Annotated in this window: 24 protein-coding genes and 2 tRNA genes; 15 read left to right on the top strand and 11 right to left on the bottom strand. The window is 64.5% G+C overall.

The annotated features are described in order from the left end of the window. The first annotated feature begins 13 nt into the window (after window positions 1-13). From HHL27_RS10355 to HHL27_RS10340, 4 genes are all read left to right on the top strand, one after another. Window positions 14-982 carry a glucokinase gene (locus HHL27_RS10355; protein ID WP_169493339.1) on the top strand — a complete coding sequence of 323 codons (969 nt, stop codon included), beginning with the start codon at window positions 14-16 and terminating at the stop codon, window positions 980-982. A 102-nt stretch (window positions 983-1,084) separates the two neighbouring features. Continuing rightward, the gene (locus tag HHL27_RS10350; RefSeq protein ID WP_169493338.1) at window positions 1,085-1,876 is read left to right on the top strand and encodes an enoyl-CoA hydratase-related protein; all 792 of its coding nucleotides are present in this window, start codon (window positions 1,085-1,087) and stop codon (window positions 1,874-1,876) included. Window positions 1,877-1,919: 43 nt separating this feature from the next. Then, on the top strand, window positions 1,920-2,291 hold the full coding sequence (locus HHL27_RS10345) for a tRNA-binding protein (protein WP_169493624.1): 372 nt from the start codon (window positions 1,920-1,922) through the stop codon (window positions 2,289-2,291). A gap of 37 nt (window positions 2,292-2,328) precedes the next feature. Further along, complete coding sequence (locus HHL27_RS10340) at window positions 2,329-2,760, top strand: DUF488 domain-containing protein (RefSeq protein WP_169493337.1); 432 nt, start codon at window positions 2,329-2,331, stop codon at window positions 2,758-2,760. Here the strand turns inward: HHL27_RS10340 and aroB are convergent. Together aroB and HHL27_RS10330 are read right to left on the bottom strand one after the other, a co-directional pair. Next, window positions 2,757-3,863 carry a 3-dehydroquinate synthase gene (gene aroB / locus HHL27_RS10335; RefSeq protein WP_169493336.1) on the bottom strand — a complete coding sequence of 369 codons (1,107 nt, stop codon included), beginning with the start codon at window positions 3,861-3,863 and terminating at the stop codon, window positions 2,757-2,759. The two genes, HHL27_RS10340 and aroB, sit on opposite strands and share 4 nt — an antisense overlap. Next, the gene (locus tag HHL27_RS10330; RefSeq protein WP_169493335.1) at window positions 3,854-4,471 is read right to left on the bottom strand and encodes a shikimate kinase; all 618 of its coding nucleotides are present in this window, start codon (window positions 4,469-4,471) and stop codon (window positions 3,854-3,856) included. The genes aroB and HHL27_RS10330 overlap by 10 nt, the downstream gene beginning before the upstream one ends. A 100-nt stretch (window positions 4,472-4,571) precedes the next feature. On the opposite strand from HHL27_RS10330, the gene HHL27_RS10325 reads away from it, so the two are divergent. Genes HHL27_RS10325 through HHL27_RS10310 form a run of 4 tightly spaced genes read left to right on the top strand, consistent with a single transcriptional unit; the run spans window position 4,572 to window position 8,514 of the window. Next, window positions 4,572-4,745, top strand: coding sequence for a hypothetical protein (locus HHL27_RS10325; RefSeq protein ID WP_169493334.1), 174 nt, complete (start codon window positions 4,572-4,574; stop codon window positions 4,743-4,745). Window position 4,746: 1 nt separating this feature from the next. Then, on the top strand, window positions 4,747-6,648 hold the full coding sequence (locus HHL27_RS10320) for a hypothetical protein (RefSeq protein ID WP_169493333.1): 1,902 nt from the start codon (window positions 4,747-4,749) through the stop codon (window positions 6,646-6,648). 7 nt (window positions 6,649-6,655) lie between these two features. After that, the gene (locus HHL27_RS10315; RefSeq protein ID WP_169493332.1) at window positions 6,656-7,537 is read left to right on the top strand and encodes a tyrosine recombinase; all 882 of its coding nucleotides are present in this window, start codon (window positions 6,656-6,658) and stop codon (window positions 7,535-7,537) included. Between the two features lie 32 nt (window positions 7,538-7,569). Beyond that, window positions 7,570-8,514 (top strand): acetyl-CoA carboxylase carboxyltransferase subunit alpha, encoded by a 945-nt coding sequence (locus HHL27_RS10310; protein ID WP_169493331.1) that lies wholly within the window; start codon window positions 7,570-7,572, stop codon window positions 8,512-8,514. Between the two features lie 246 nt (window positions 8,515-8,760). Here HHL27_RS10310 and HHL27_RS10305 read toward each other — a convergent pair whose 3' ends face one another. From HHL27_RS10305 to HHL27_RS10295, 3 genes are all read right to left on the bottom strand, one after another. After that, window positions 8,761-8,928, bottom strand: coding sequence for a Flp family type IVb pilin (locus tag HHL27_RS10305; RefSeq protein ID WP_169493330.1), 168 nt, complete (start codon window positions 8,926-8,928; stop codon window positions 8,761-8,763). Window positions 8,929-9,166: 238 nt separating this feature from the next. Beyond that, on the bottom strand, window positions 9,167-9,334 hold the full coding sequence (locus tag HHL27_RS10300; protein ID WP_169493329.1) for a Flp family type IVb pilin: 168 nt from the start codon (window positions 9,332-9,334) through the stop codon (window positions 9,167-9,169). A gap of 94 nt (window positions 9,335-9,428) precedes the next feature. Next, window positions 9,429-9,611 (bottom strand): Flp family type IVb pilin, encoded by a 183-nt coding sequence (locus HHL27_RS10295; protein WP_169493328.1) that lies wholly within the window; start codon window positions 9,609-9,611, stop codon window positions 9,429-9,431. Window positions 9,612-9,655: 44 nt separating this feature from the next. Between HHL27_RS10295 and HHL27_RS10290 the strand changes: the two genes are divergently transcribed. The 5 genes from HHL27_RS10290 (at window position 9,656) to HHL27_RS10270 (ending at window position 13,208) form a co-directional block, all read left to right on the top strand. Further along, window positions 9,656-10,141, top strand: coding sequence for a (deoxy)nucleoside triphosphate pyrophosphohydrolase (locus HHL27_RS10290; protein WP_169493327.1), 486 nt, complete (start codon window positions 9,656-9,658; stop codon window positions 10,139-10,141). Between the two features lie 42 nt (window positions 10,142-10,183). Next, window positions 10,184-10,260: transfer RNA gene (locus tag HHL27_RS10285), tRNA-Arg, on the top strand. Between the two features lie 68 nt (window positions 10,261-10,328). Further along, window positions 10,329-10,405: transfer RNA gene (locus HHL27_RS10280), tRNA-Arg, on the top strand. Between the two features lie 255 nt (window positions 10,406-10,660). Next, on the top strand, window positions 10,661-11,785 hold the full coding sequence (pdhA, locus tag HHL27_RS10275; RefSeq protein ID WP_169493326.1) for a pyruvate dehydrogenase (acetyl-transferring) E1 component subunit alpha: 1,125 nt from the start codon (window positions 10,661-10,663) through the stop codon (window positions 11,783-11,785). Window position 11,786: 1 nt separating this feature from the next. Continuing rightward, window positions 11,787-13,208, top strand: coding sequence for a pyruvate dehydrogenase complex E1 component subunit beta (locus tag HHL27_RS10270; protein WP_169493325.1), 1,422 nt, complete (start codon window positions 11,787-11,789; stop codon window positions 13,206-13,208). A gap of 48 nt (window positions 13,209-13,256) precedes the next feature. On the opposite strand, the gene HHL27_RS10265 is transcribed toward HHL27_RS10270, so the two are convergent. From HHL27_RS10265 to HHL27_RS10240, 6 genes are all read right to left on the bottom strand, one after another. Then, window positions 13,257-13,928 carry a TadE/TadG family type IV pilus assembly protein gene (locus HHL27_RS10265; protein WP_169493324.1) on the bottom strand — a complete coding sequence of 224 codons (672 nt, stop codon included), beginning with the start codon at window positions 13,926-13,928 and terminating at the stop codon, window positions 13,257-13,259. Then, on the bottom strand, window positions 13,925-14,524 hold the full coding sequence (locus HHL27_RS10260) for a TadE/TadG family type IV pilus assembly protein (protein WP_169493323.1): 600 nt from the start codon (window positions 14,522-14,524) through the stop codon (window positions 13,925-13,927). Before HHL27_RS10260 ends, HHL27_RS10265 begins: the two co-directional genes overlap by 4 nt. Continuing rightward, the gene (locus HHL27_RS10255; protein ID WP_169493322.1) at window positions 14,521-16,470 is read right to left on the bottom strand and encodes a pilus assembly protein TadG-related protein; all 1,950 of its coding nucleotides are present in this window, start codon (window positions 16,468-16,470) and stop codon (window positions 14,521-14,523) included. Before HHL27_RS10255 ends, HHL27_RS10260 begins: the two co-directional genes overlap by 4 nt. A gap of 121 nt (window positions 16,471-16,591) precedes the next feature. After that, window positions 16,592-17,041, bottom strand: a complete 450-nt coding sequence (locus HHL27_RS10250; RefSeq protein ID WP_169493321.1) for a TadE/TadG family type IV pilus assembly protein — start codon at window positions 17,039-17,041, stop codon at window positions 16,592-16,594. Then, window positions 17,038-17,502, bottom strand: coding sequence for a TadE/TadG family type IV pilus assembly protein (locus HHL27_RS10245; protein ID WP_169493320.1), 465 nt, complete (start codon window positions 17,500-17,502; stop codon window positions 17,038-17,040). The genes HHL27_RS10250 and HHL27_RS10245 overlap by 4 nt, the downstream gene beginning before the upstream one ends. Further along, window positions 17,499-18,797, bottom strand: coding sequence for a pilus assembly protein TadG-related protein (locus HHL27_RS10240; RefSeq protein ID WP_169493319.1), 1,299 nt, complete (start codon window positions 18,795-18,797; stop codon window positions 17,499-17,501). The genes HHL27_RS10245 and HHL27_RS10240 overlap by 4 nt, the downstream gene beginning before the upstream one ends. A gap of 202 nt (window positions 18,798-18,999) precedes the next feature. On the opposite strand from HHL27_RS10240, the gene HHL27_RS10235 reads away from it, so the two are divergent. Together HHL27_RS10235 and HHL27_RS10230 are read left to right on the top strand one after the other, a co-directional pair. Then, the gene (locus HHL27_RS10235; protein ID WP_206069529.1) at window positions 19,000-19,599 is read left to right on the top strand and encodes a hypothetical protein; all 600 of its coding nucleotides are present in this window, start codon (window positions 19,000-19,002) and stop codon (window positions 19,597-19,599) included. 76 nt (window positions 19,600-19,675) lie between these two features. Beyond that, window positions 19,676-20,143: an EF-hand domain-containing protein gene (locus HHL27_RS10230; protein ID WP_169493317.1), complete on the top strand. Its 468-nt coding sequence runs from the start codon at window positions 19,676-19,678 to the stop codon at window positions 20,141-20,143. Window positions 20,144-20,154 lie beyond the last annotated feature (11 nt).

Genomic DNA, 20,154 nt, shown 5'->3' with positions numbered 1-20,154 from the left:
AGGGGTTGGGACAATGAAACTGGTCACCGTCGATATCGGCGGCACGCACGCGCGGTTTGCGCTGGCCGAGGTGGATGCGGGCCGCGTGGTCTCGCTGGGTGAAGCGGTCACGCTCAGGACAGCCGAGCATGCCAGCTTCCAGCTCGCCTGGCAGGAATACGGCCGGCAGATTGGCACGCCGCTGCCGGGCGCGGTGGCCATCGCGGTTGCCGGACCGGTCGGCGGCGAGATCATCAGGTTCACCAACAATCCGTGGATCATCCGCCCGGCGATGATCCCGGAGAAGCTCGGCGCCGAAAGCTACGTCGTCGTCAACGATTTCGCCGCGGTGGCGCACGCCGTGGCGCAGGCCGGGCCAGAGCATTTCCAGCACCTGACCGGCCCGGATGCCGGCCTTCCCGAAACCGGCACGATCAGCGTGGTCGGCCCCGGCACCGGCCTTGGCGTTGCACAGCTGTGGCGCGATGGCGGTAAGTACCGGGTGCAGCCGACCGAGGGCGGCCACATCGACTATGCCCCGCTCGACGGGATCGAGGACGCCATACTCGCCCGCCTGCGCAAGCGGCACCGGCGCGTTTCGGCCGAGCGCGTCGTCGCCGGACCCGGGATCGTCGACATCTATGAAACCCTGGCCGGGATCGAAGGGCAGCCGTTCACCCCGCGCGAGGACAAGGAGCTGTGGACGCTGGGCACCAGCGGGCAGGACAGCCTTGCCGCCGCAGCGGTCGATCGGTTCTGCCTGTCGCTGGGAAGCGTGGCGGGCGATCTTGCGCTGGCGCACGGTGCTTCGGCGCTGGTGATGGCGGGCGGGCTTGGCCTTCGGATCAAGGACACGCTGCTGCGATCGGGCTTTGCCGACCGGTTCCGGGCCAAGGGACGCTTCGAACAGATGATGGCGGCGATGCCGGTCAAGCTGATCACGCATCCCCAGCCGGGTCTGTTCGGTGCGGCGGCGGCTTTCGCACAGGACAATCACGGCTGATCGATTGGCCTTGAATGGATGGCTGTGTTGGCGCTTGCCAACGCCGCCAAGCTGGCATAGCTCCTGAGTTAATCATTCGATTAAATCAGGAGAGGGTGCCTCATGGAATTCGAAACCATCCGCCTCGAACGCATCGGCGCCGTGGCGAAGATCGTGCTCAATCGGCCCGAGCGGCTCAATGCCTGTCCGCCGCACATGGCGGTCGAAATCGCCGATGCCCTGACGCTGATGGGCAAGGACGTGCGCGCGCTGATCATCACGGGCGAAGGCCGGGCGTTCTGTTCGGGGGCGGACCTTGCCGCGCGGGGCGATCGTCCTTCGGCCATCACTGGCGGCGCTGGCAGCTACAAGGCGCTGACCGAGGCCTACAATCCGATGGTGGCGAAGCTCGCCAAGCTGAACGTGCCGGTGATCACCGCGGTGAACGGCCCGGCAGCGGGCGTGGGCTGCTCGATCGCGCTGGCGGGGGACTTCGTCATTGCCGGGCGCAGCGCGTATTTCCTGCAGGCCTTCGTCAACATCGGGCTGGTGCCCGATGGCGGAGCGAGCTGGATCCTGCCGCGCCTGATCGGCAAGGCGCGCGCCACGCAGATGATGATGCTGGGCGAAAAGATCGGTGCGGAACAGGCCGAGGACTGGGGCATGATCTACAAGGCGGTCGACGACGCTACGTTGCAGGATGAAGCGCTGGCCCTGGCCGAGCGGCTTGCCAAGGGGCCGACCGTGGCGCTTGGCCGCATGCGCCAGAACCTGCTGCGCGCGCTGGAATGCGATCTTTCGGGTGCGCTGCTGGCCGAAGCCGAAGGGCAGCTGGTTGCCGGCGACAGCGAGGATTCGCGCGAAGGCGTAATGGCCTTCCTGGAAAAGCGGAAGACCAACTTCCAGGGCAAGTAAAAGGCGCTTGCCCGGTTGGCGGTGGACGTGGTGTGGGTTGCCGATGCACCTGGACCACGATCCCGCCGCCCCGGCCGCCGAGACGATCGGCTTCGACGACTTCCTGAAAGTAGACATCCGCGTCGGCACGATCGTGCGGGCAGAGCCGTTCCCCGAAGCGCGCAAGCCCAGCATCAAGCTGGAGATCGACTTCGGCCCAGCGATCGGCGTCCGCAAGAGCAGCGCGCAGATCGCCGCACGTTATGACCCCGAAGACCTGATCGGTCGGCAGGTGGCCGCCGTGGTCAATTTCGCGCCGCGCCAGATCGGCAAGTTGATGTCGGAGGTGCTGACTCTTGGGTTCGCGGACACCGAAGGACGGGTGATCCTTTTCTCTCCAGACGACCGCGTGCCGAACGGTTCCAAACTTTTCTGATACTTGTCGGGAGAGTTGAAGAACCCATTTTACGTTCATGCAAATCTGGACAATTGGCTACGAACAGAGTTCCATGCCCGCGTTCATTGCAGTGCTTCGGGCCGCTGGGGTCGAGGTCGTTGCAGACGTGCGGGCTTTGCCGCTTTCACGAAGACCGGGCTTCTCGAAATCTGCGTTGGCGGCGAACCTCGCGGAGGCCGGAATAGCTTATCGTCATTTCAAGGCGCTCGGCACGCCGCCGGAGGGCCGCGCTGCAGCGCGCGCCAACGATCATGCGAAACTTGAGCGTATATACAGCGGTCAGCTACAGATCCCCGAGGCGATGGTCGCTGGCGCGCAGCTTGCAGAGCTTGCGAAGGACAAGCGGACGGCGCTGCTTTGCTATGAGCGCGAGGCTAGTGGTTGTCACAGAACGCTTCTGCGAAAAGCGTTTCTGGCAGATTTTGAGGCGGTCGATCTAATCCCTTAGGCAGCCAGTTCTTCGTCTAGGAACGCGGCGACTTCGCCCAGGTCCACGTCCTTGGCGAGGAACGTCTGGCCGATGCCGCGCATCAGCAAGAAGGGCAAGGTGCCGGCGTCCATCTTCTTGTCGTGAAGCATGTGATCGGCAAGCCGCCGTCCATCGCAATCAAGGCCCAGCGCCCGCAGCGAGGCGGGGAGGCCCACCGCACCAATATGGCGCACCACGCGTTCGGCGTCCTGCCCGTGCATCAGCCCCTGCCGTGCGGAAAAGCGGGCGGCAAGCACCATGCCCAGCGCAACGCCTTCACCATGAAGCAGGCGATCGGAAAAGCCGGTTTCCGCCTCCAGCGCATGGCCGAAGGTATGGCCAAGGTTGAGCAGGGCGCGCACGCCTGTCGTTTCCTTTTCATCCTGCGCCACGATCCGCGCCTTGGCCGCGACCGAACGGGCGATGGCATATTCGCGGGCCTGGGCATCGCCGGCGAGCAGCTTTTCCCCGTTAGCTTCGCACCATTCGAAGAATTCGGCATCGTCGATCAGGCCGTACTTGACCACTTCGGCATAGCCCGCGCGCGTATCGCGCAAGGGCAGCGTATCGAGCGCGAGCGGATCGGCCAGCACCAGCGAAGGCTGGTGGAACGCGCCGACGAGGTTCTTGCCCATCGGCGTGTTGATCGCGGTCTTTCCGCCCACGCTGGAATCGACTTGCGCCAGCAGGGTGGTGGGCATCTGGATGAAGCCGCAGCCGCGCTTGACCATCGACGCGGCAAAGCCGGTCAGATCGCCGATGACGCCGCCGCCGAGCGCAATGACATTGTCCTTGCGTTCGACCTCCTGGCCGAGGAGGAAATCGACCGTCTGAGCGAGATGAGCCCAAGACTTCGTCGCTTCGCCCGCTGGCAGGACCAGCCATTGCGACGCGATGCCTTCGCCCGCCAGCGAGGCTTCGACCGTGGCGCGCCACTTTGCGGCAACGTGTTCGTCGGTGACGACCGCCACGCGGTTCTTGCGCACGAAGGGGCGGCAATGGCGCCCAGCCTGCGCCAGGATGCCGGCTTTGATCCGCACTTCATAGGGTGCGCCGGCGATGGCGACGGGAATCACAGCCATGAATCGATTGCCTTCAGGATCTTGTTCGCGGTGACGGCATGCGGGTGCTGGCCGCTGACCACGTGAATGGCGGCCTGCGCATAGTGCGGGCGCCGCTCTTCACGCAGGCGCGACAAGATTTCACGGGGATCGCCTTGCTTGAGGAGGGGGCGATTATCCTTGCGGCCGACGCGTTCGACCAGCGTGTCGATATCGCTGTCGAGCCAGACCGAGATCGCCTTGTCCAGGATCAGTTGCCGGGTATCGGGATCGACGAAGGCGCCGCCGCCAGTGGCGAGGATCTTGCGATCGCGGCCCGACCCATCTCCGACGAGGCGCGCGATCACGCGGCGTTCGCCATCGCGGAAGTACGGTTCACCGAACTGAGCGAAGATTTCGGGAATGGCCATCTGCGCCGCGCGCTCGATCTCTTCATCGGCGTCGACGAACGGCAGGTCGAGCATCGTCGCAAGGCGCCGGCCCACCGTTGTCTTGCCGACGCCCATCATGCCCACCAGCACGATCGGCCGATCGATGCGTCGGGCAAGTCGCATCAGTTCGACCGGGGTGATGGCCGGGGTGGGCTGGCCAAGGGAAGAGCCAGGGGAAGGGGAGGCTTCGTGCTCCATTGCGGCGCCGCCTATACTTGCGCTACTGCCCAGCGCAAGCGCTACGGCGGCGGGGCAGCTGGCCCTCGAACCGGGGAACAGCTGCTATAGGTGAGGTCGCGTGAACAAAGTTGTCCTGGCGGTGGCGATCGCGGTTGCGGTTCTGCTCGCAGTTCTGGTGGTGGCATGGATCAAGGGTGGGACAAGACCGGTAGCATGGATCGAGACGCCTGTTCCCGTTCCGGCGTCCGTTTCCGCCCCGGCGCCCGGTGCTGCGCCGACCGGGGTGCGTTGAGATGATCCGCAAGCTTCACGCCCTGCTAACCTGCGCCGCGATCGTCGGGCTGACCGGCACGCTGGCGGCGCAGCAGTCGTTGCTGCCGCCCGGTTTCGACGACAAGCCCGCGCCGCAGCCGAGCCGTTCGGCAGCGCCGCGCCCGGCAGCGAGCGCCCCGGCGCGCCCGGCGACAGCGGCACCCCGCGCGGCCAATGCCGCCGGGCCGTCCGCAACCCCTAGCGCAGCACCTGTGCCAGTGACGGCAACGGCAACGCCGGTGGTTCAATCGCTGCCGACCGACGCTGCACCAGCCGCGCCGGTCGCAGCCGATCCGCTGGCGGGGATCGATCCCGCGCTGATCGATGCGCTGGTCGAAAAGGTTCGGCCGAAATACGACATTCCGCCCAATGCGCAGCGCAGCCTTTCGCGCGTGGGACTGATTGCCGAGGCCGATGGTGGCTTGCCGGCTGTTTCCAGCCATTACCTGAACGGCCCGTTCGTGGCGGGTATCGTCAACGGCACCAAGGGGCCGCTGGTTTCGCGCTGGGGGCACATCCTGCTGCGGCGCGCGCTTGCCAGCAGGCTCGATACCCCCGTCGCCATGAACGGCGCGGACTGGGCGGCGATCCGCGCGCAGCTGCTGCTGCGCATGGGCGAAGCCGACGCGGCGCGTGCGCTGGTGCAGCAGGTGGACAGCGGGTTTTACACGCCGGGACTGGAAGATGCCGCGATGGGCAGCTTTCTTGCCACCGCCGACCCGGTTGGCCTGTGCCCGATCAGCAGCCTGACAGCTGCCGGCCGCGCGGGCTGGGACTGGTCGCTGACCCGCGCGATCTGTTCGGCCTTCACCGGCGATGGCCCGCCGGCGATGGCGCAGCTCGACCTTGCCATGCGCCGGCGCGGCGGATCGCTGCCGAGCGGGGACAAGATCGATATCCTGCTGGCGCAGAAGTTCGCCGGATCGGGCACCAATGCCCGCCGCGCGGTGCAGATCGAATGGAAGGACGTGGACGGGCTCACCCCGTGGCGTTCGGGCCTGAGCCTTGCGACCGGGATCGAGCCGCCCGAGGCGCTGCGCAAGAAGGCCGGCGGGGCATACCAGTTCCTGGCCGTGCGCGCGCCGATGCTGCCGCTGACGGCACGGGCGCAGGCGGCAGACTTTGCCGCTGCGCGCGGCGTGCTGTCGAGCGCGGCGATGATCGACCTGTGGTCCGAGATCGCCGCCTTCGACGAGGATGACGCAACCTGGGGGCCGCTCGCCTCGCAGCTGCGCACCGCCTATGTCGCGCAGGATGCGGCCGACCGCCTGGCCGCGATCAAGGGCCTGTGGGGGGACAGCAGCGATCCGGACCGCGCCTATTCGCGCCTGGTGCTGACCGCCTACGCCGCCGCGCGGATCGTGCCGGGCGAGAGCATGGCAGACGACGCGGCGGGGCTGATTTCCTCGATGCTGACTGCTGGACTCGATCGCAATGCGGCGCGCTGGGCAGCCTATGTGCCGGTGGGCAGCGAGGCGTGGGGTCTGCTCGCGCTGGCCAGCCCGAACAAGCTCTCTGCGGTGGGCGGTGATGCTCTGAACAAGTTCAGCGACGACGATTCCAGCAGCGGCAGCATCCGTTCGCGCTTTCTGCTTGCCGGGCTGATGGGACTCGGCCGCGTGGATGCCGACACGGCGAAGGGCTTTGCGCAGAAGCTGTCGCTCGACATCAATCGCCAGACGCGCTGGACCAAGGCGATCGATGCGGCGGCGGAATCGGACAATCCCGCGCTTGTCGCGATGCTGGCGGGCTTTGGCATGCAGGGCGCCAGCTGGGACAAGATGACCGCGGTGCATCTCTACCACATCGTTGCCGCGCTGCGGCGCGTGGGGCTGGAGGGCGAGGCGCGGATGATCGCGGCCGAGGCGGTCTCGCGCGTCTGACACGGCGATGATCCCGCCGGCGATCGCCTCATTCCTGTCGATGCTGGCGGCAGAGCGCGGGGCGGCTGCCAATACGCTGGCCGCCTATCGCCGTGACCTGCTCGCTGCTGTTGAGATTGCTGGCGATCTGTTGACGGTGGACGAAGGCGGCATCGCGCGCCTTGCGCTGGCTTGGGCGGACCTTGCGCCGGCGAGCCTGGCGCGCAAGTCTTCGGCGCTGCGCCAGTTCTTCGGCTTCTGCATGGACGAGGGACTGCGCCAGGACGATCCCTCGCACGCCTTGCCACGGCCCAAGGCGCGCCGACCGCTGCCGCGCATTCTCGACCATGGAGAGATTGCCGCGCTGTTCGCCACGGCCGAGGCGGAAGCCGCATCGGGCAAGCCGGAAGCGCTGCGGCTGCAGGCTCTGCTCGAACTGCTCTATGGTTCAGGGCTGCGGGCGACCGAACTGGTTTCGCTGACACTGGCCGCGGTGCCGCGCGATGCGCCGTTCCTGACCATCACCGGCAAAGGCGGCGCGCAGCGGATGGTGCCGATCGGTTCGCGCTCCAATGTCGCGCTGGCGCGGTGGCTTGCGGCGCGAGGCGGAGGTGGGCGGTACGTCTTTCCATCGCCGCGCGGCGGGCATCTGACGCGGGTGCGTCTGTTCCAGCTGTTGCGCGACCTGGCCCTGCGGGCGGGCCTTGCGCCGGAAAAGGTCAGCCCGCACGTGCTGCGCCATGCCTTTGCCACGCACCTGCTGGAAGGCGGGGCGGACCTGCGGGTGCTGCAGACCCTGCTGGGTCACGCCGACATCGCAACGACGCAGATCTACACCCACGTCGATTCGGCGCGTCTGGTGGCACTGGTTAACGCACGCCATCCGCTGGGAAATGCGGCAGGGCGTTGACCCGAGCGCGAAGCGCCCGTAGCGCACCGTTCATGATCTCTTATCTCGAATTCGAAAAGCCGGTAGCCGCGCTCGAGGCCCGCATTGCCGAGTTGCGCGATACCGCTGCGAGCGGCGAACTGGACATCGCGGCTGAAATCCGCCGGCTCGAGGCGAAGAGCGCCGAGCTGCTGACCAGCACCTATCGCGCGCTGACGCCATGGCAGAAGACGCAGGTCGCCCGCCATCCGGCGCGGCCGCACTTCAAGGATTTCGTGGCAGCGGCCTTCACCGACTTCATGCCGTTGGGCGGGGACCGTCTCTATGGCGAAGACCAGGCCATCGTAGGCGGCTTCGCCACGCTGGGCGAGCGCAAGGTTATGCTGATCGGCCACGAGAAAGGCAACGATACGCAGAGCCGCATCCGCCACAACTTTGGCATGGGCAAGCCCGAAGGCTATCGCAAGGCGGTGCGGCTGATGGAAATGGCGGGCCGGTTCGGCCTGCCGGTGGTGACGCTGGTCGACACGTCGGGCGCATTCCCGGGCATCGAGGCGGAGGAGCGCGGCCAGGCCGAGGCGATCGCGCGCTCGACCGAGGCGTGCCTGGCGCTGGGCGTGCCGATGGTGGCGACGATCGTGGGCGAGGGCGGTTCGGGCGGCGCAGTGGCGCTCGCCAGCGCCGAACGCGTGCTGATGCTGGAACATGCGGTCTATTCGGTGATCTCACCCGAAGGGTGCGCGTCGATCCTTTGGCGCACGTCGGAAAAGGCGCCGGAGGCGGCCGAAGCGATGAAAGTGACCGCGCAGGACCTGCTGGCGCTGGGCGTGATCGACCGAATCGTGCCCGAACCGGTGGGCGGCGCGCACAGGGACCCGGTCGCTACGGCCGAATCGCTTGGCAAGGCGATAACCGAGGAACTCGATTCGCTCGTAGGGAAGGACCCGCAGACCCTGCGTGCGCTGCGCGCGGACAGGTTCCTTCGCATCGGCGCCTGACTTCGGCTTCAGCGAAAGCGCAAGGCCGGGGTGGCTGGTCCGCTCTGGTTCCTGCTTGCCCTGTCTCGGCCTGGCTCCTGGACCCGCCGTGCCGCCAGGCCAGGAAGCCCCGCGAGGAGCGCAGGCAAACGGTCGATGTATCGACGCTCAACGGTGGTTAGCAGCTACACTAACCGATGGAACTACATACAAAAACGGGCGGGGATCACCCCGCCCGCTTGTAGATCCCGTAGTATCTAAGGAATATCAGCTGGTCTTGACCGTCGTTCCGACCTTGTTGAAGGTATCGGACAGGTTGCTTCCGAGCGACGTCATCGCCGTGATAGCCGCAACGGCGATCAGTGCAGCGATCAGGCCGTATTCGATTGCCGTTGCACCGGCTTCGTTCTTCAACAGCTTCGAAAACGTCTTCATCATTTCCCTCCAGCGCATCTTCAACACGTTCCGACCCCGTTGGAATGTCCTGCGGAACGGGAACTGGATTAGGCGAAAATCCTTAAGATGGGCTTATCATGGGGAAACGTTTCGGCAAAAAACGCTCTAGCGTTGATAATAAAACTGAACTTTAGATAGTTCCTTGTCTGTGCCGAACAAAGAAAAACGGGCGGGGAATGACCCCGCCCGTTTCCTATCTCGCTAGATCAGTTCGATCTTAGCTGGTCTTGACCGTCGTGGCGACCTTGTTGAAGGTGTTCGACAGGTTCGAGCCCAGCGAGGTCATCGCGGTGATCGCAGCAACGGCGATGAGGGCGGCGATCAGGCCGTATTCGATCGCGGTGGCGCCGTCTTCGTTGCGGACGATTTCGTTGAAAAGCTTCATGGTCAGTCTCCTAGAGTGTCTTCTTTCCCGTCCCGCTCCATTTTGTCCCCGGAGCGAGCATTCGTGTATTTACGCAGCAGTTCCTAAGAACCGATTAATGCTGCGACATCGCTGCGGCGCTTTTGTCAGAGACTTGCGACCACAGGCTGCCCGACCCGCTTGCGAGGGCGCGGACGCCGAACAGAACGAAGGTGGCGAACACGGTGAGAAGGAGGCCATATTCGACCACCGTCGCGCCTGTTTTATCCTTCAACAATTTGTGCAAGGTGTTCTTCACCACTCAGCCCCGTCCATTTCGGCAGCCTAGGTGTTACGCCCACGATGCTAACAAATCCTTGCCCGGGCCCGCGCCACGCGGGGGAACGCCTGGCCGAAGCGCCCTTGCTTGTCGTCGCAGCAGCGCTGATTTGTGCCGATGGCCGCGTGCTGGTGCAGCGCAGACGCAGCGACAAGCAGCACGGCGGGCTGTGGGAGTTCCCCGGCGGCAAGGTGGAGGCAGGCGAGACGCCTGAGGCTGCACTTTTGCGCGAACTGCACGAGGAGCTTGGCATCGGCGTTGGAGCGGGGGACCTTCACGCAGTGACATTCGCAAGCGGCAGCACGGACAAGGGCCGCCCGCTGGTGCTGCTGCTTTTTCGTTGCACGCAATGGCAGGGCGCGCCGGAGGTGCCGCAGGACGATACCGCCGCAGGGGCCGAGATTGCCTGGTGGGACGCCGCCACGCTGGATTGTGCCGCGCGACAGTCGGCCGCGATGCCTCCGCTGGACGTTCCGTTGGCAAGGGTGATAATTCCCCTGCTGAAATGACTTGCCAAGGCGGAATCAGCCTCTTAAAGGCGCGTCTCCCAAGCACCCGTAGCTCAGCTGGATAGAGCATCAGACTACGAATCTGAGGGTCGGACGTTCGAATCGTTCCGGGTGCGCCACCTTCCTTCGGTAGGTGTTTTTGGGATGCTGCAGGCGGTCTTCGGCCGGCGCAGCGTGACATGGTTATGCACCCGTAGCTCAGCTGGATAGAGCATCAGACTACGAATCTGAGGGTCGGACGTTCGAATCGTTCCGGGTGCGCCATTTCCCCTGACCAGACCAGCGCTAGGCTCCGAACGCACGCCGAAACTCTTCGTTGTGGGGCGGAGCGGAGCGCAGTTGCGCCACATCTAATAAGTCGCCGATAACGCTTATTGTCGCCTTGCGATTTGAATAGGTATCCGCGCGTCTGCCGGCTTCCTGCGGCGACGTTGCGGAATCCTCGTGTCCGGGCCATAGGAACGAGGACATTCGCATTCCGTGCGAAGCGAGGCTGCCAAAGAAAAGGAAACCGAAGACTTGGCCAAACCCGCCAGGCCGCGTGCCCCCCGAACCACGAAGCCCGCCGCAGCGAAGACACCGGCGGTCCAATCGAGCGACGCGATCGCCGCCGAGGACGAGGCCGCGTTCGCGCTGCGCTCGCTGCAGCAATCGCACGCCAACAACAAGCAGTACGAAGCGAGCGACGACGAGCTGCTGCGCTTCTACGAGCAGATGGTGCTGATTCGCCGATTCGAGGAAAAGGCGGGGCAGCTTTACGGCCTCGGCCTGATCGGCGGGTTCTGCCATCTCTACATCGGGCAGGAAGCGGTTGCCGTGGGCCTGCAATCGGCGCTGAAGGAAGGTCACGACAGCGTGATCACCGGCTACCGCGACCATGGCCACATGCTGGCCTATGGCATCGATCCCAAGGTGATCATGGCCGAGCTGACCGGCCGAGGGGCTGGCATCAGCCGCGGCAAGGGCGGCTCGATGCACATGTTCAGCACCGAGCACAAGTTCTACGGCGGCCATGGCATCGTCGGCGCGCAGGTGCCGCTGGGCGCCGGCCTCGCCTTTGCGCACAAGTATCGTGAGGACGGCGGCGTGTGCATGGCCTACTTCGGCGACGGCGCAGCCAACCAGGGCCAAGTCTACGAAACCTTCAACATGGCGGCGCTGTGGAAGCTGCCGATCATCTTCGTGGTCGAAAACAACGGGTATGCCATGGGCACTGCGGTGAAGCGCGGTTCGGCCGAGACCCACTTCTACCGTCGTGGCACGGCCTTCCGCATTCCCGGCATGGACGTAAACGGCATGGACGTGCTCGAAGTACGCCAGGCTGCCGAAGTGGCGCTGGAGTTCGTGCGCGCCGGCAACGGCCCGGTGCTGATGGAGCTCAACACCTATCGCTATCGCGGCCACTCGATGTCGGACCCTGCGAAGTATCGCAGCCGAGAAGAAGTGCAGGAGATGCGCGAGAAGCACGACCCGATCGAAGCCGCCAAGCAGGAACTGCTGAAGCGTGGCGTGACCGAAGACCGCATCAAGGACATCGACAAGAAGATTCGCCAGCAGGTGGCCGAAGCCGCCGACTTCGCCGAAAGCTCGCCCGAGCCGGCGATGGACGAACTCTATACCGACGTCCTGGTGGAGAAGTACTGACATGGCGATCGAACTGAAGATGCCCGCGCTCTCCCCAACGATGGAGGAGGGCACGCTCGCCAAGTGGCTGGTGAAGCCGGGCGACGAAGTGAAGTCCGGCGATATCCTGGCCGAGATCGAGACCGACAAGGCGACGATGGAATTCGAAGCCGTCGACGAAGGCACGGTTACCGAGCTGGTCGTTGCCGAAGGAACCGAAGGCGTGAAGGTCGGCACCGTGATCGCGAAGATCGCGGGCGAGGGCGAGGACGCTGCGGTTTCTGCGCCAGCTGCGGCGCCGACCGAAGCGGCGCCTGCTGCCGCGCAGCCCGCCGTCGAGCAGAAGGCCGAGGAAAGCGATGGCCGGGTTGGCACCGATGCGAAGGCCAAGGCTGCCGCCGCGATCGCGCCGGCGGGTACGGCCAAGCCCGCGGCCGATCCCGAGATCCCGGCCGGTACGCCGATGGTTTCGACGACGGTGCGCGAGGCGCTGCGCGATGCGATGGCCGAGGAAATGCGCGCCGACGACCGCGTCTTCGTGATGGGCGAGGAAGTGGCCGAGTACCAGGGCGCCTACAAGGTGACCCAAGGCCTGCTCGACGAGTTCGGCCCCAAGCGCGTGATCGACACGCCGATCACCGAATACGGCTTTGCCGGCATCGGCGCGGGCGCGGCGATGGGCGGGCTGAAGCCGGTGGTCGAATTCATGACCTTCAACTTCGCGATGCAGGCGATCGACCACATCATCAACTCGGCCGCCAAGACCAACTACATGTCGGGCGGGCAGATGCGCTGCCCGATCGTGTTCCGCGGGCCCAACGGTGCAGCGGCGCGCGTGGGCGCGCAGCATTCGCAGAACTATGGTCCCTGGTACGCCAGCGTTCCGGGCCTGGTCGTGATCGCACCTTATGACGCGGCCGATGCGAAGGGCCTGCTGCGCGCGGCGATCCAGAGCGACGATCCGGTCGTGTTCCTGGAAAACGAGCTGGTCTATGGCCGCAGCTTCGATGTGCCGCAGCTAGACGAATTCGTTCTGCCGATCGGCAAGGCGCGCATCGTCCGCCCCGGCAAGGACGTGACGATCGTGTCCTATTCGATTGGCGTGGGCTTCGCACTGGAAGCCGCAGAAGCACTGGCGGGCGAAGGGATCGATGCCGAAGTCATCGACTTGCGCACGCTGCGCCCGCTGGACAAGGCGACCGTGCTGGAAAGCCTTTCGCGCACCAACCGCATGGTTGTGGCCGAAGAAGGCTTCCCGGTCTGCTCGATCGCCTCGGAAATCATCGCCATCGCGATGGAAGAAGGGTTCGACCATCTCGACGCGCCGGTGCTGCGCGTGTGCGATGAGGATGTGCCGCTGCCCTATGCCGCCAACCTGGAAAAGGCGGCGCTGATCGACGCCGGCAAGATTGCAGCCGCCGTGCGCAAGGTCTGCTATCGCTGAAACTGGGATGGCCTCTTCTCCCACGGGGAAGGGGCCGCCCTTTACCGGTCAGGTCGTGTAGCTGCTGCAGCTCGCCACCGGATCGGGCTTTGACGTATCGCGCTGGTAGATCTGCGTCAGGTCGCGATCATCGCGCACGTTGAAAGCCGCTTGTACCTTGATCGTGCTCGACTGCGAGCCACCGGTGAACAGGTTCGAGATCAGCGGCTGATAATCGTACGTCAGTTCAACGAACATGACCGCATCGCCTGAGCTGGCCTTGGCCTCTTCGCCCGATGGGCCCATGCCGACCAGCGATCCATCCTTGCCGGTACCTTCGCCGCCATAGGCGCTCGTCACCTTCTTGAGCCCGCGGCAGCGCTGCCAGTGGATATACTGCGTGCTGGTGGTGCCAGGCACGACTTCGAGACTGCTGACGATCACGCGGCCATTGGTATAGAGATCGAGCGTGCTCGCCTGGACCTTGGCGCCGGCGAGCAGATCGTCGACGTCGGATTCATAGATCTTGCGGTTTGACAGCATCGACTGGTCGCCAATGCGCGAGGCATTGTCGGCGATCTGCATCGCCAGCTGCGAAAGTCGCATCCGCGTGACCATCTGATTGGCAAGCTCTGTCCCCCACATGCCGATCGTCAGCAGGAAGGGCAGGGCAAGCGCCATCTCGGTCGCGGCCGTGCCTGACCGGGCCTTCAGCAGGCGGCGGAGCAGGTGTGCGCTCACTTGCACGATCCGATCGTCGTCGATGCTTCCTGCAGCTTGTAGGGCTGGTTGCGCAGCACCGTCTTGGCCGTGGCCGAAACAGTGGACGACAGCCCGACCAGCTTGGCCATCGGGAAGATGCGCGGGTAAGTCATCGTCACGGTGTAGAGCACCGCATCGCGCGCACCGCCGACGCCATTGACCCCGCGATCGGCATCCCAGATCCCGTTGGAGTTCGCATCCTCGAACGGTTCGCCGTTGTCGCACACCCCGTTGCTATTGGCATCGGTGAAATCCTCCGGCGTGTTGACGTTGGAAAAGTTGGTGTAGGACTTTCGCGTGAAGGTGAGCTGAGCCGAGGGCACCAGTTGCTGCACGCGGGTGGTGACCTTGCCGTCGATGGTCGATGTCTGGGTGGCGGCGCTCTCCAGCGTGGAATTGCGCGCCGCCTGCTGCACCGCGCCCTGCAGGATATTGAGCGCCCACATGTTGTAGCCCATGTCGAACAGCCCCATCAGAACGGTGACGAGCACCGGCAGGACTAGCCCGAACTCTGCGGCAGTTGCACCGTCGTTCTGCCGGGCAAGGCGCGGCAAGCAATGGCCCAGGCCGGTCATTGCGACAACCTCAGTTCGCCGATCGAGCGTGCGATCGTTTCGAACGCGGCGCTCAGTTCAGTGGCGTTGGCTGCGGAGAAGTAGTGCCCGGTACCAGCGCATTCTGTCATGATCGGGTTGAGATCGGTGCCGAATGCGATGAACCACACGGTGACGTTCTTGTTCTTCACTTGCTGGCAGGCGAACGAAAAGCGCTTTTCGACCGTCTGGGTGAGCGTCAGCGTCGACGTCGGGCTCCAGCGCCGCTTGGCCAGCGGTTCAACGCCATAGGCGCCATAGCTAAGGTCGTAGGACGAGGTCTGGCCATCCGTGAGAAAGATGAGATGGCGGCTCGTTGGTCGGGTTGGCGAAACGTTCGCATTCTCGCTGGCAAACAGACCAGTCGGCGAAAGCAGGCGCCCGGCCCAGATCATCCCGATGTCGTGATAGGTGCTGCCGCCCGCCTGCAAGCCGTCGATGTAGGTCGACAGGTCGGAGCTGGTCCAGGTCTGGAGCTTCTTGGCCGGGGCGGGACAATCGGCAAACCCGCCATAGTAGGGCGAGACGTACTCGGTCTGCGTCGTTACGTCGGCGGTCGACCAGCTTCCCGTGCCATTCCACAGCCAGGCGCGATCGTAGACCACCGCCGGGTACTGCGGGCGCCATTGCGTTGCGGGCGCGCCAGCAGTCGGCACGGTGTCGATGTCGAGATCGAGGGCCTTGGTCAGGTCGACATTGTTGTAGTCGGTGATTTCGTATGTTCCGCGTTCCTCGATGCATCCGTTCGAGCCTGTGCGCCATCCGCTGACGTCCTTGGTCACGTCCTTGTACCACCACTGGCTGCCGTTGCCGAGCTTGGGCTCGGTAATGGTCTGATATTGCAGCGTGTAGTTGGTGTAGGTCGTCTTGGTGGAAGTGCAGGTGGTGCCGCTGCGCGTGGCAGTGTCATAGGTCGCGCCGTTGTAGACCACCTCATAAGTCGTGACGGTGCGTGTGCCGGCCGGCGGTCCGGTCACAGCGGTCGACGTGGACGAGATAGTGTTGGTCTTGCTGGTCAGCGTATTGGCGGGCTGCGCGCAGAAGTAGGTGTGGGTCTGGTTGTTGTAGCTGGCGTTGAAGGTGTAGGTGCTGGGATAGCCCGTGCCCGAGACGAGGTCCGCGGACGTGTTGTAGGTGTAGGTTCCGTTCGTGTTGCCGGACCCGACCAGCGTTCGCGAGGGATAGGTCCAGCTTTTCACCACCCAGTCGTCGGCCAGCAGAGCGCCGACGTTCACGTTGGTGGAGTAGGGGACGAAGCCGTAGCGCATCCGGCTGCCCGGCTGCTTGTAGCTTTCCATTGCAGTGTAGAAGTTCTTCACCACGGTCTTGAGAATTGCGATCTTCGGGCTGCTGTCGCCCTGGTTGATCTCGTTCATCGACCCGGTGACGTCGAGCGCCATCATGATATCGGTGTTCGGCGCGTTGAGCTGCGCGGTGCAGTTAGCCGTCATGGTGATCGGCTGCGCGCCGAAGATCTGCATCAGGGTCATCGGCACGGTGGTGGTGGCGACCCCGGCAATCGACTGATCGTCCTGGATCGTCATGGTGAAACCACGACCCGTGGAACCGTACATCCCGCCGCTGAAGTTGACGTTGAACATCCTCGTGCCGCGATCGGCTACCGTCTTGGTGTCAGTCGCGGCGTTGAAGTTGGACATTGCGCCCATCTGCTTGCGCGCGGCAAGGACGCCCGCATCGCACGCCTGCTGCAACCGCGACTGGACGAGATAGAGTCGCCCGGCATCCACGCCGCCACCGACCATTGCCATCATCGGGATCATCGCGCCGGCGATAATCATCGCGGTGTTGCCCGCCGTGTTTCGTGCCAGGCGCGTCAGGAAGCCGCCTCCGCCCGTGTCACGCATGGGCGCGTGAGGCACCACTGCGGTCAGGAACCGCCAGCAGTAGAGGATGAGGCGCGAAGTCACGATCATCCCAATAACGCTGAACGCCGCATGATTTGGCAAATGAACACGGTTAACAAATTCTCCGAATAGAATACGTATTGCCCCGAAGAAAGGAGAATAATCTCTGTAATCGGGGAGATGTTCAGGCCTTTACGAAAATCGACCTTGTATAGGTTGTGGTAAAGCTCAACGGCGTGATCCACACGAAGATCGGTGCGTCGTAACTCATCGTCAGCGTATATTCGCTAGCACCCGTGATTCTTTGTGGGCTGGCAAGCGCTGCTGTTACGGTAAGCGATGCGCTGTTGAGAAAGTAGGGCGCCGAAGAGGCACGGGCGATGGCAATGTCGCGCATCTGTGAAGATGTCAGGACGTTACCTGCCTGCGATTGGGTGACAACCTGGCGCTGTACGTCCGCCGCAGCGCTGCCGAGCGCGTTGTACGATTGCATGACGACCGAGAACTGGAACACGGCCATCATCATCAGGATGAAGATCGGTCCGATCAGCGCGAACTCGATCGTTGCCGAACCTTCGGTCGCGGCACGCAGCCCTGTCGATTTCGCTGCAAGGGGGCGAGCAGTGCGCTTCATGACAGCTGGATGGTGCGCTGCATCGACGACGTGATCGGGGCGCCGACGCCGAACTGGGTCCACATGGGGGTGAAGGTGTCGGTGATGCTGATCTGCAGGTATTTGCCGATCTCGCCGGTCACCGAGCAGTATCCCGGCAGCGAGACGAACGTCGTATCGACCCCGCAGCGGTACACGGTGGAAATCGCGATGTTAGCTGTCGACACCCCGGTCGTCGTCGAAAGCACGCTTTTGAGCGCGGTGATCTTGGCATCGTTGTCGGGCGTTGCGGCCAGGACGATCTGGGTGCTTTCGCTCAGCGCAGCCTGCAGCGCGGTGCGCCGCGCGACCATCCGTGTCAGGTCCACGGTGCCCAGCCCGAGCAAGGCTAGCAGCGGCGCGAGGAAAGCGAACTCGATCACGACCGAGCCATCGCCCGACCGGGTCAGGTGTCCCAGCGTGCGGTGCAGCCGCATCATCATGAGACGAGGATGACGCTCGGCGCATCGGTGCCGACCTGTGTCGAGGTCTGCATGCCGGTGGGGCAGAAGCTGGTCATGTTCACATTGCCCTGGATCGAGATCATGTTGGCGGTGATCTGCAAGCAGCGGCTCGTGACGCGGGCGGTGCCACCGAAGCTGAGCGTCGACTTCGGAAAGTAGACCGTGCCGTTGATGATCGAATCCGAGTTGCCGTTGAGCGTCGAGACGTTGCCCGTGCTGTTGCGGTCCTCGAAGATCAGCATGCCTTCGAGCGAGGTAGCCTGGGCCGAGGTAAGCCCGGCTGCCAGCAGCTGCGATTGCGTCATCGCCGAGAGGTTAATCGACGAGCCGCCGTTCAGCTTGAAGTATGCGCCGTTCTTCAGCACGAACATCACGCCGTTGGCTGTCACGGCATCCTGCGCGCGAATGGTCACGCCGCCGCCGTCGATCACGTAGATCCCGGGGTTAAGCACCGTGTTGCAGGATGTGGTGATGGTCGAATAGGTGCCGGGATTGAGCGTGGCGACGGTGGTGTTGCCTGATTTCACGCACGAATAGGTCGTCCCTTTCGTCGGGTTGGTCGGTGGCGTCAGGCTCGCGAACGGGTCTGACAACGTGGTCATGTATTCCTTCACCACGTCGTCGGTATTCGTGTTGAACCAGTCGTCGATACCGCCCGCGCTCATCAGATAGTTGACGTCGATGGTGGGGTTGCCCGACACTCGGATCGAGTTGGTTGAGTTGGACAGCGCAGCAAGACCGCAGCCCGACTTCAGCACCGCGCTGCCACCGATGGTGATGGCGCCGTCGGCCGTCGCATTGGTGGCGATGATGCAGCTGGTGTAGGTCGCGCCCTTGGCGAAGCTTGCCTGCGCCGAAACCGAAACGGTGGCGGACTGCCCGCTGACGAATCCATAGAACGGCAGCTTGCGCGTGGCCGAGGCTGTCACGCGGACCGCGTTCGAGGTGCCGTTGTTGTAATTGACCAGATCGACGGTCGGCGTCGTCGCGAAATCCGCCGTGATCGCAAGGTTCGAGGTGAATTCCTGCTGGGCGTGCGTGGTATAGGCCGTCTTGCTGATGCCCTTGGCCAGCGACCACGCGGCGCTGATCGCTGCCTGGTCCGCAGCGTATTGCATCTCGCGCTTCCACAGGAACCATTGCGACGTGTCGATGGCGAAGCCCGCCGCCGATACCAGCACTGGCGCGGCCATGGCGCCCAGAACGATGGCGTTGCCCGAACGGCATTCTGCCAGGCGACGCAGGAAGCCAACGCGATCAGGAGAACCCTTCACAACAGCGCGCCCAAGCGCCGCGCGAGAGCGAACCATCAAGCCGATTTTGCCCAACATGTTCCGTTGCCCTGCCTGCCCGACAGACGGTACGGTGGGTTCAAAGCCCCCTAACCGATTGCGTCCGTTAGTTAGTGGTAATGCAACCGACGGCGTTAATTTGCCGTTACCGTCATACCGTATTCATAAGGTCCCGATGTCGCACATGCAGGCGATTGAAAACCAAGACAAAGCTCTCGATGACGTGCAGCTCGATCCGGTCGAGCGACTTGCCGTCGCCTATGCCCCCGCGGGCTTGCGCGCGCTGTGGATCGGTTTTCTGGCGTTCGATCATAGGCTGGCCGATGCGGCGCGCGAAGGGCGCGATCCGATCATGGTGCAGTTGCGGCTCGCCTGGTGGCGCGATCGGATGGGCGAGCCGGTTTCGCGCTGGCCGCAGGGCGAACCGCTTCTGGCCGTGCTCGCGCCGTGGGATGCCGAACGTGCCGCGCTGGGCGCGATCGTCGATGGCTGGGAGGCGCGCAACGTCGGCTCGGATGGCGGCGTTGCCCTGCGCGCGGCGCGGATCGGCGCCTTGGCCGCCATCGCGCGGCTTGGCGGGGCGCGGGACGGGGCAGTGCTTGCCGCCGTGGCCCAAGCTGGGGGTGAATGGCTCGACCGGAAGGCGGCGGCGAACGCTACGCCGCGCCTGCCGCGCTCCATGCGGCCGCTGGCTGTGCTGCGCGCGGCAGCGCTTGCAGCGGACGACACCCGCCCGATGCTCCGCTTCGGCACGCTGCTGCGGGTGGGACTATTCGGCCGCTAAAATGGAGCGATCTCCATCTTTGCGGGACTAGCCGCGCAGCTAAGCTTCCCGAGTCGCGCCAGCTGGGAGTTCGGCGATGAACCGCATCCTTATCGGAGCATTCGCAGCGCTGGCCTTGGTCGCATCGGGCACGTTCTGGTGGCAAGGCCGCGCCGCAACCGAACGCGCAACGCCGGTGGCTAAGCTTGCCACCGCCGCGAGCGCGCAGGCGGTCGAGGATAACCTGCCAGACGCGGACGCAGGTGACGCGGTGGGGCCTGCATTGCCGCACGTGTCCGAGCAGACGCGCGAGCAACGGCGGTTCGACCGGCTCGACAAGGATCGCGACGGGCGGATCACCCGGAACGAGATGCTCGCGCCGAGGGTCAAGGATTTCCGGAAGCTGGACGTCGACGGCAATAACCTGCTGACCTTCGAGGAGTGGGCCATGGCGACGTCGAACAAGTTCAAGAAGGCCGATGCCGATGGTAACGGAGCGCTGGACAGGGCTGAATACGCCACGACGAAAGTCGCGCCCAAGAAACCGGCGTGCAAGTGCAGCTGAGCAGCTTTGGC

The organism is Novosphingobium olei (genome assembly GCF_012927405.1).
Taxonomy (GTDB): domain Bacteria; phylum Pseudomonadota; class Alphaproteobacteria; order Sphingomonadales; family Sphingomonadaceae; genus Novosphingobium; species Novosphingobium olei.
Note: the sequence above shows the minus strand (reverse complement) of the source record. Positions and strands in the feature narration are given on the sequence as shown.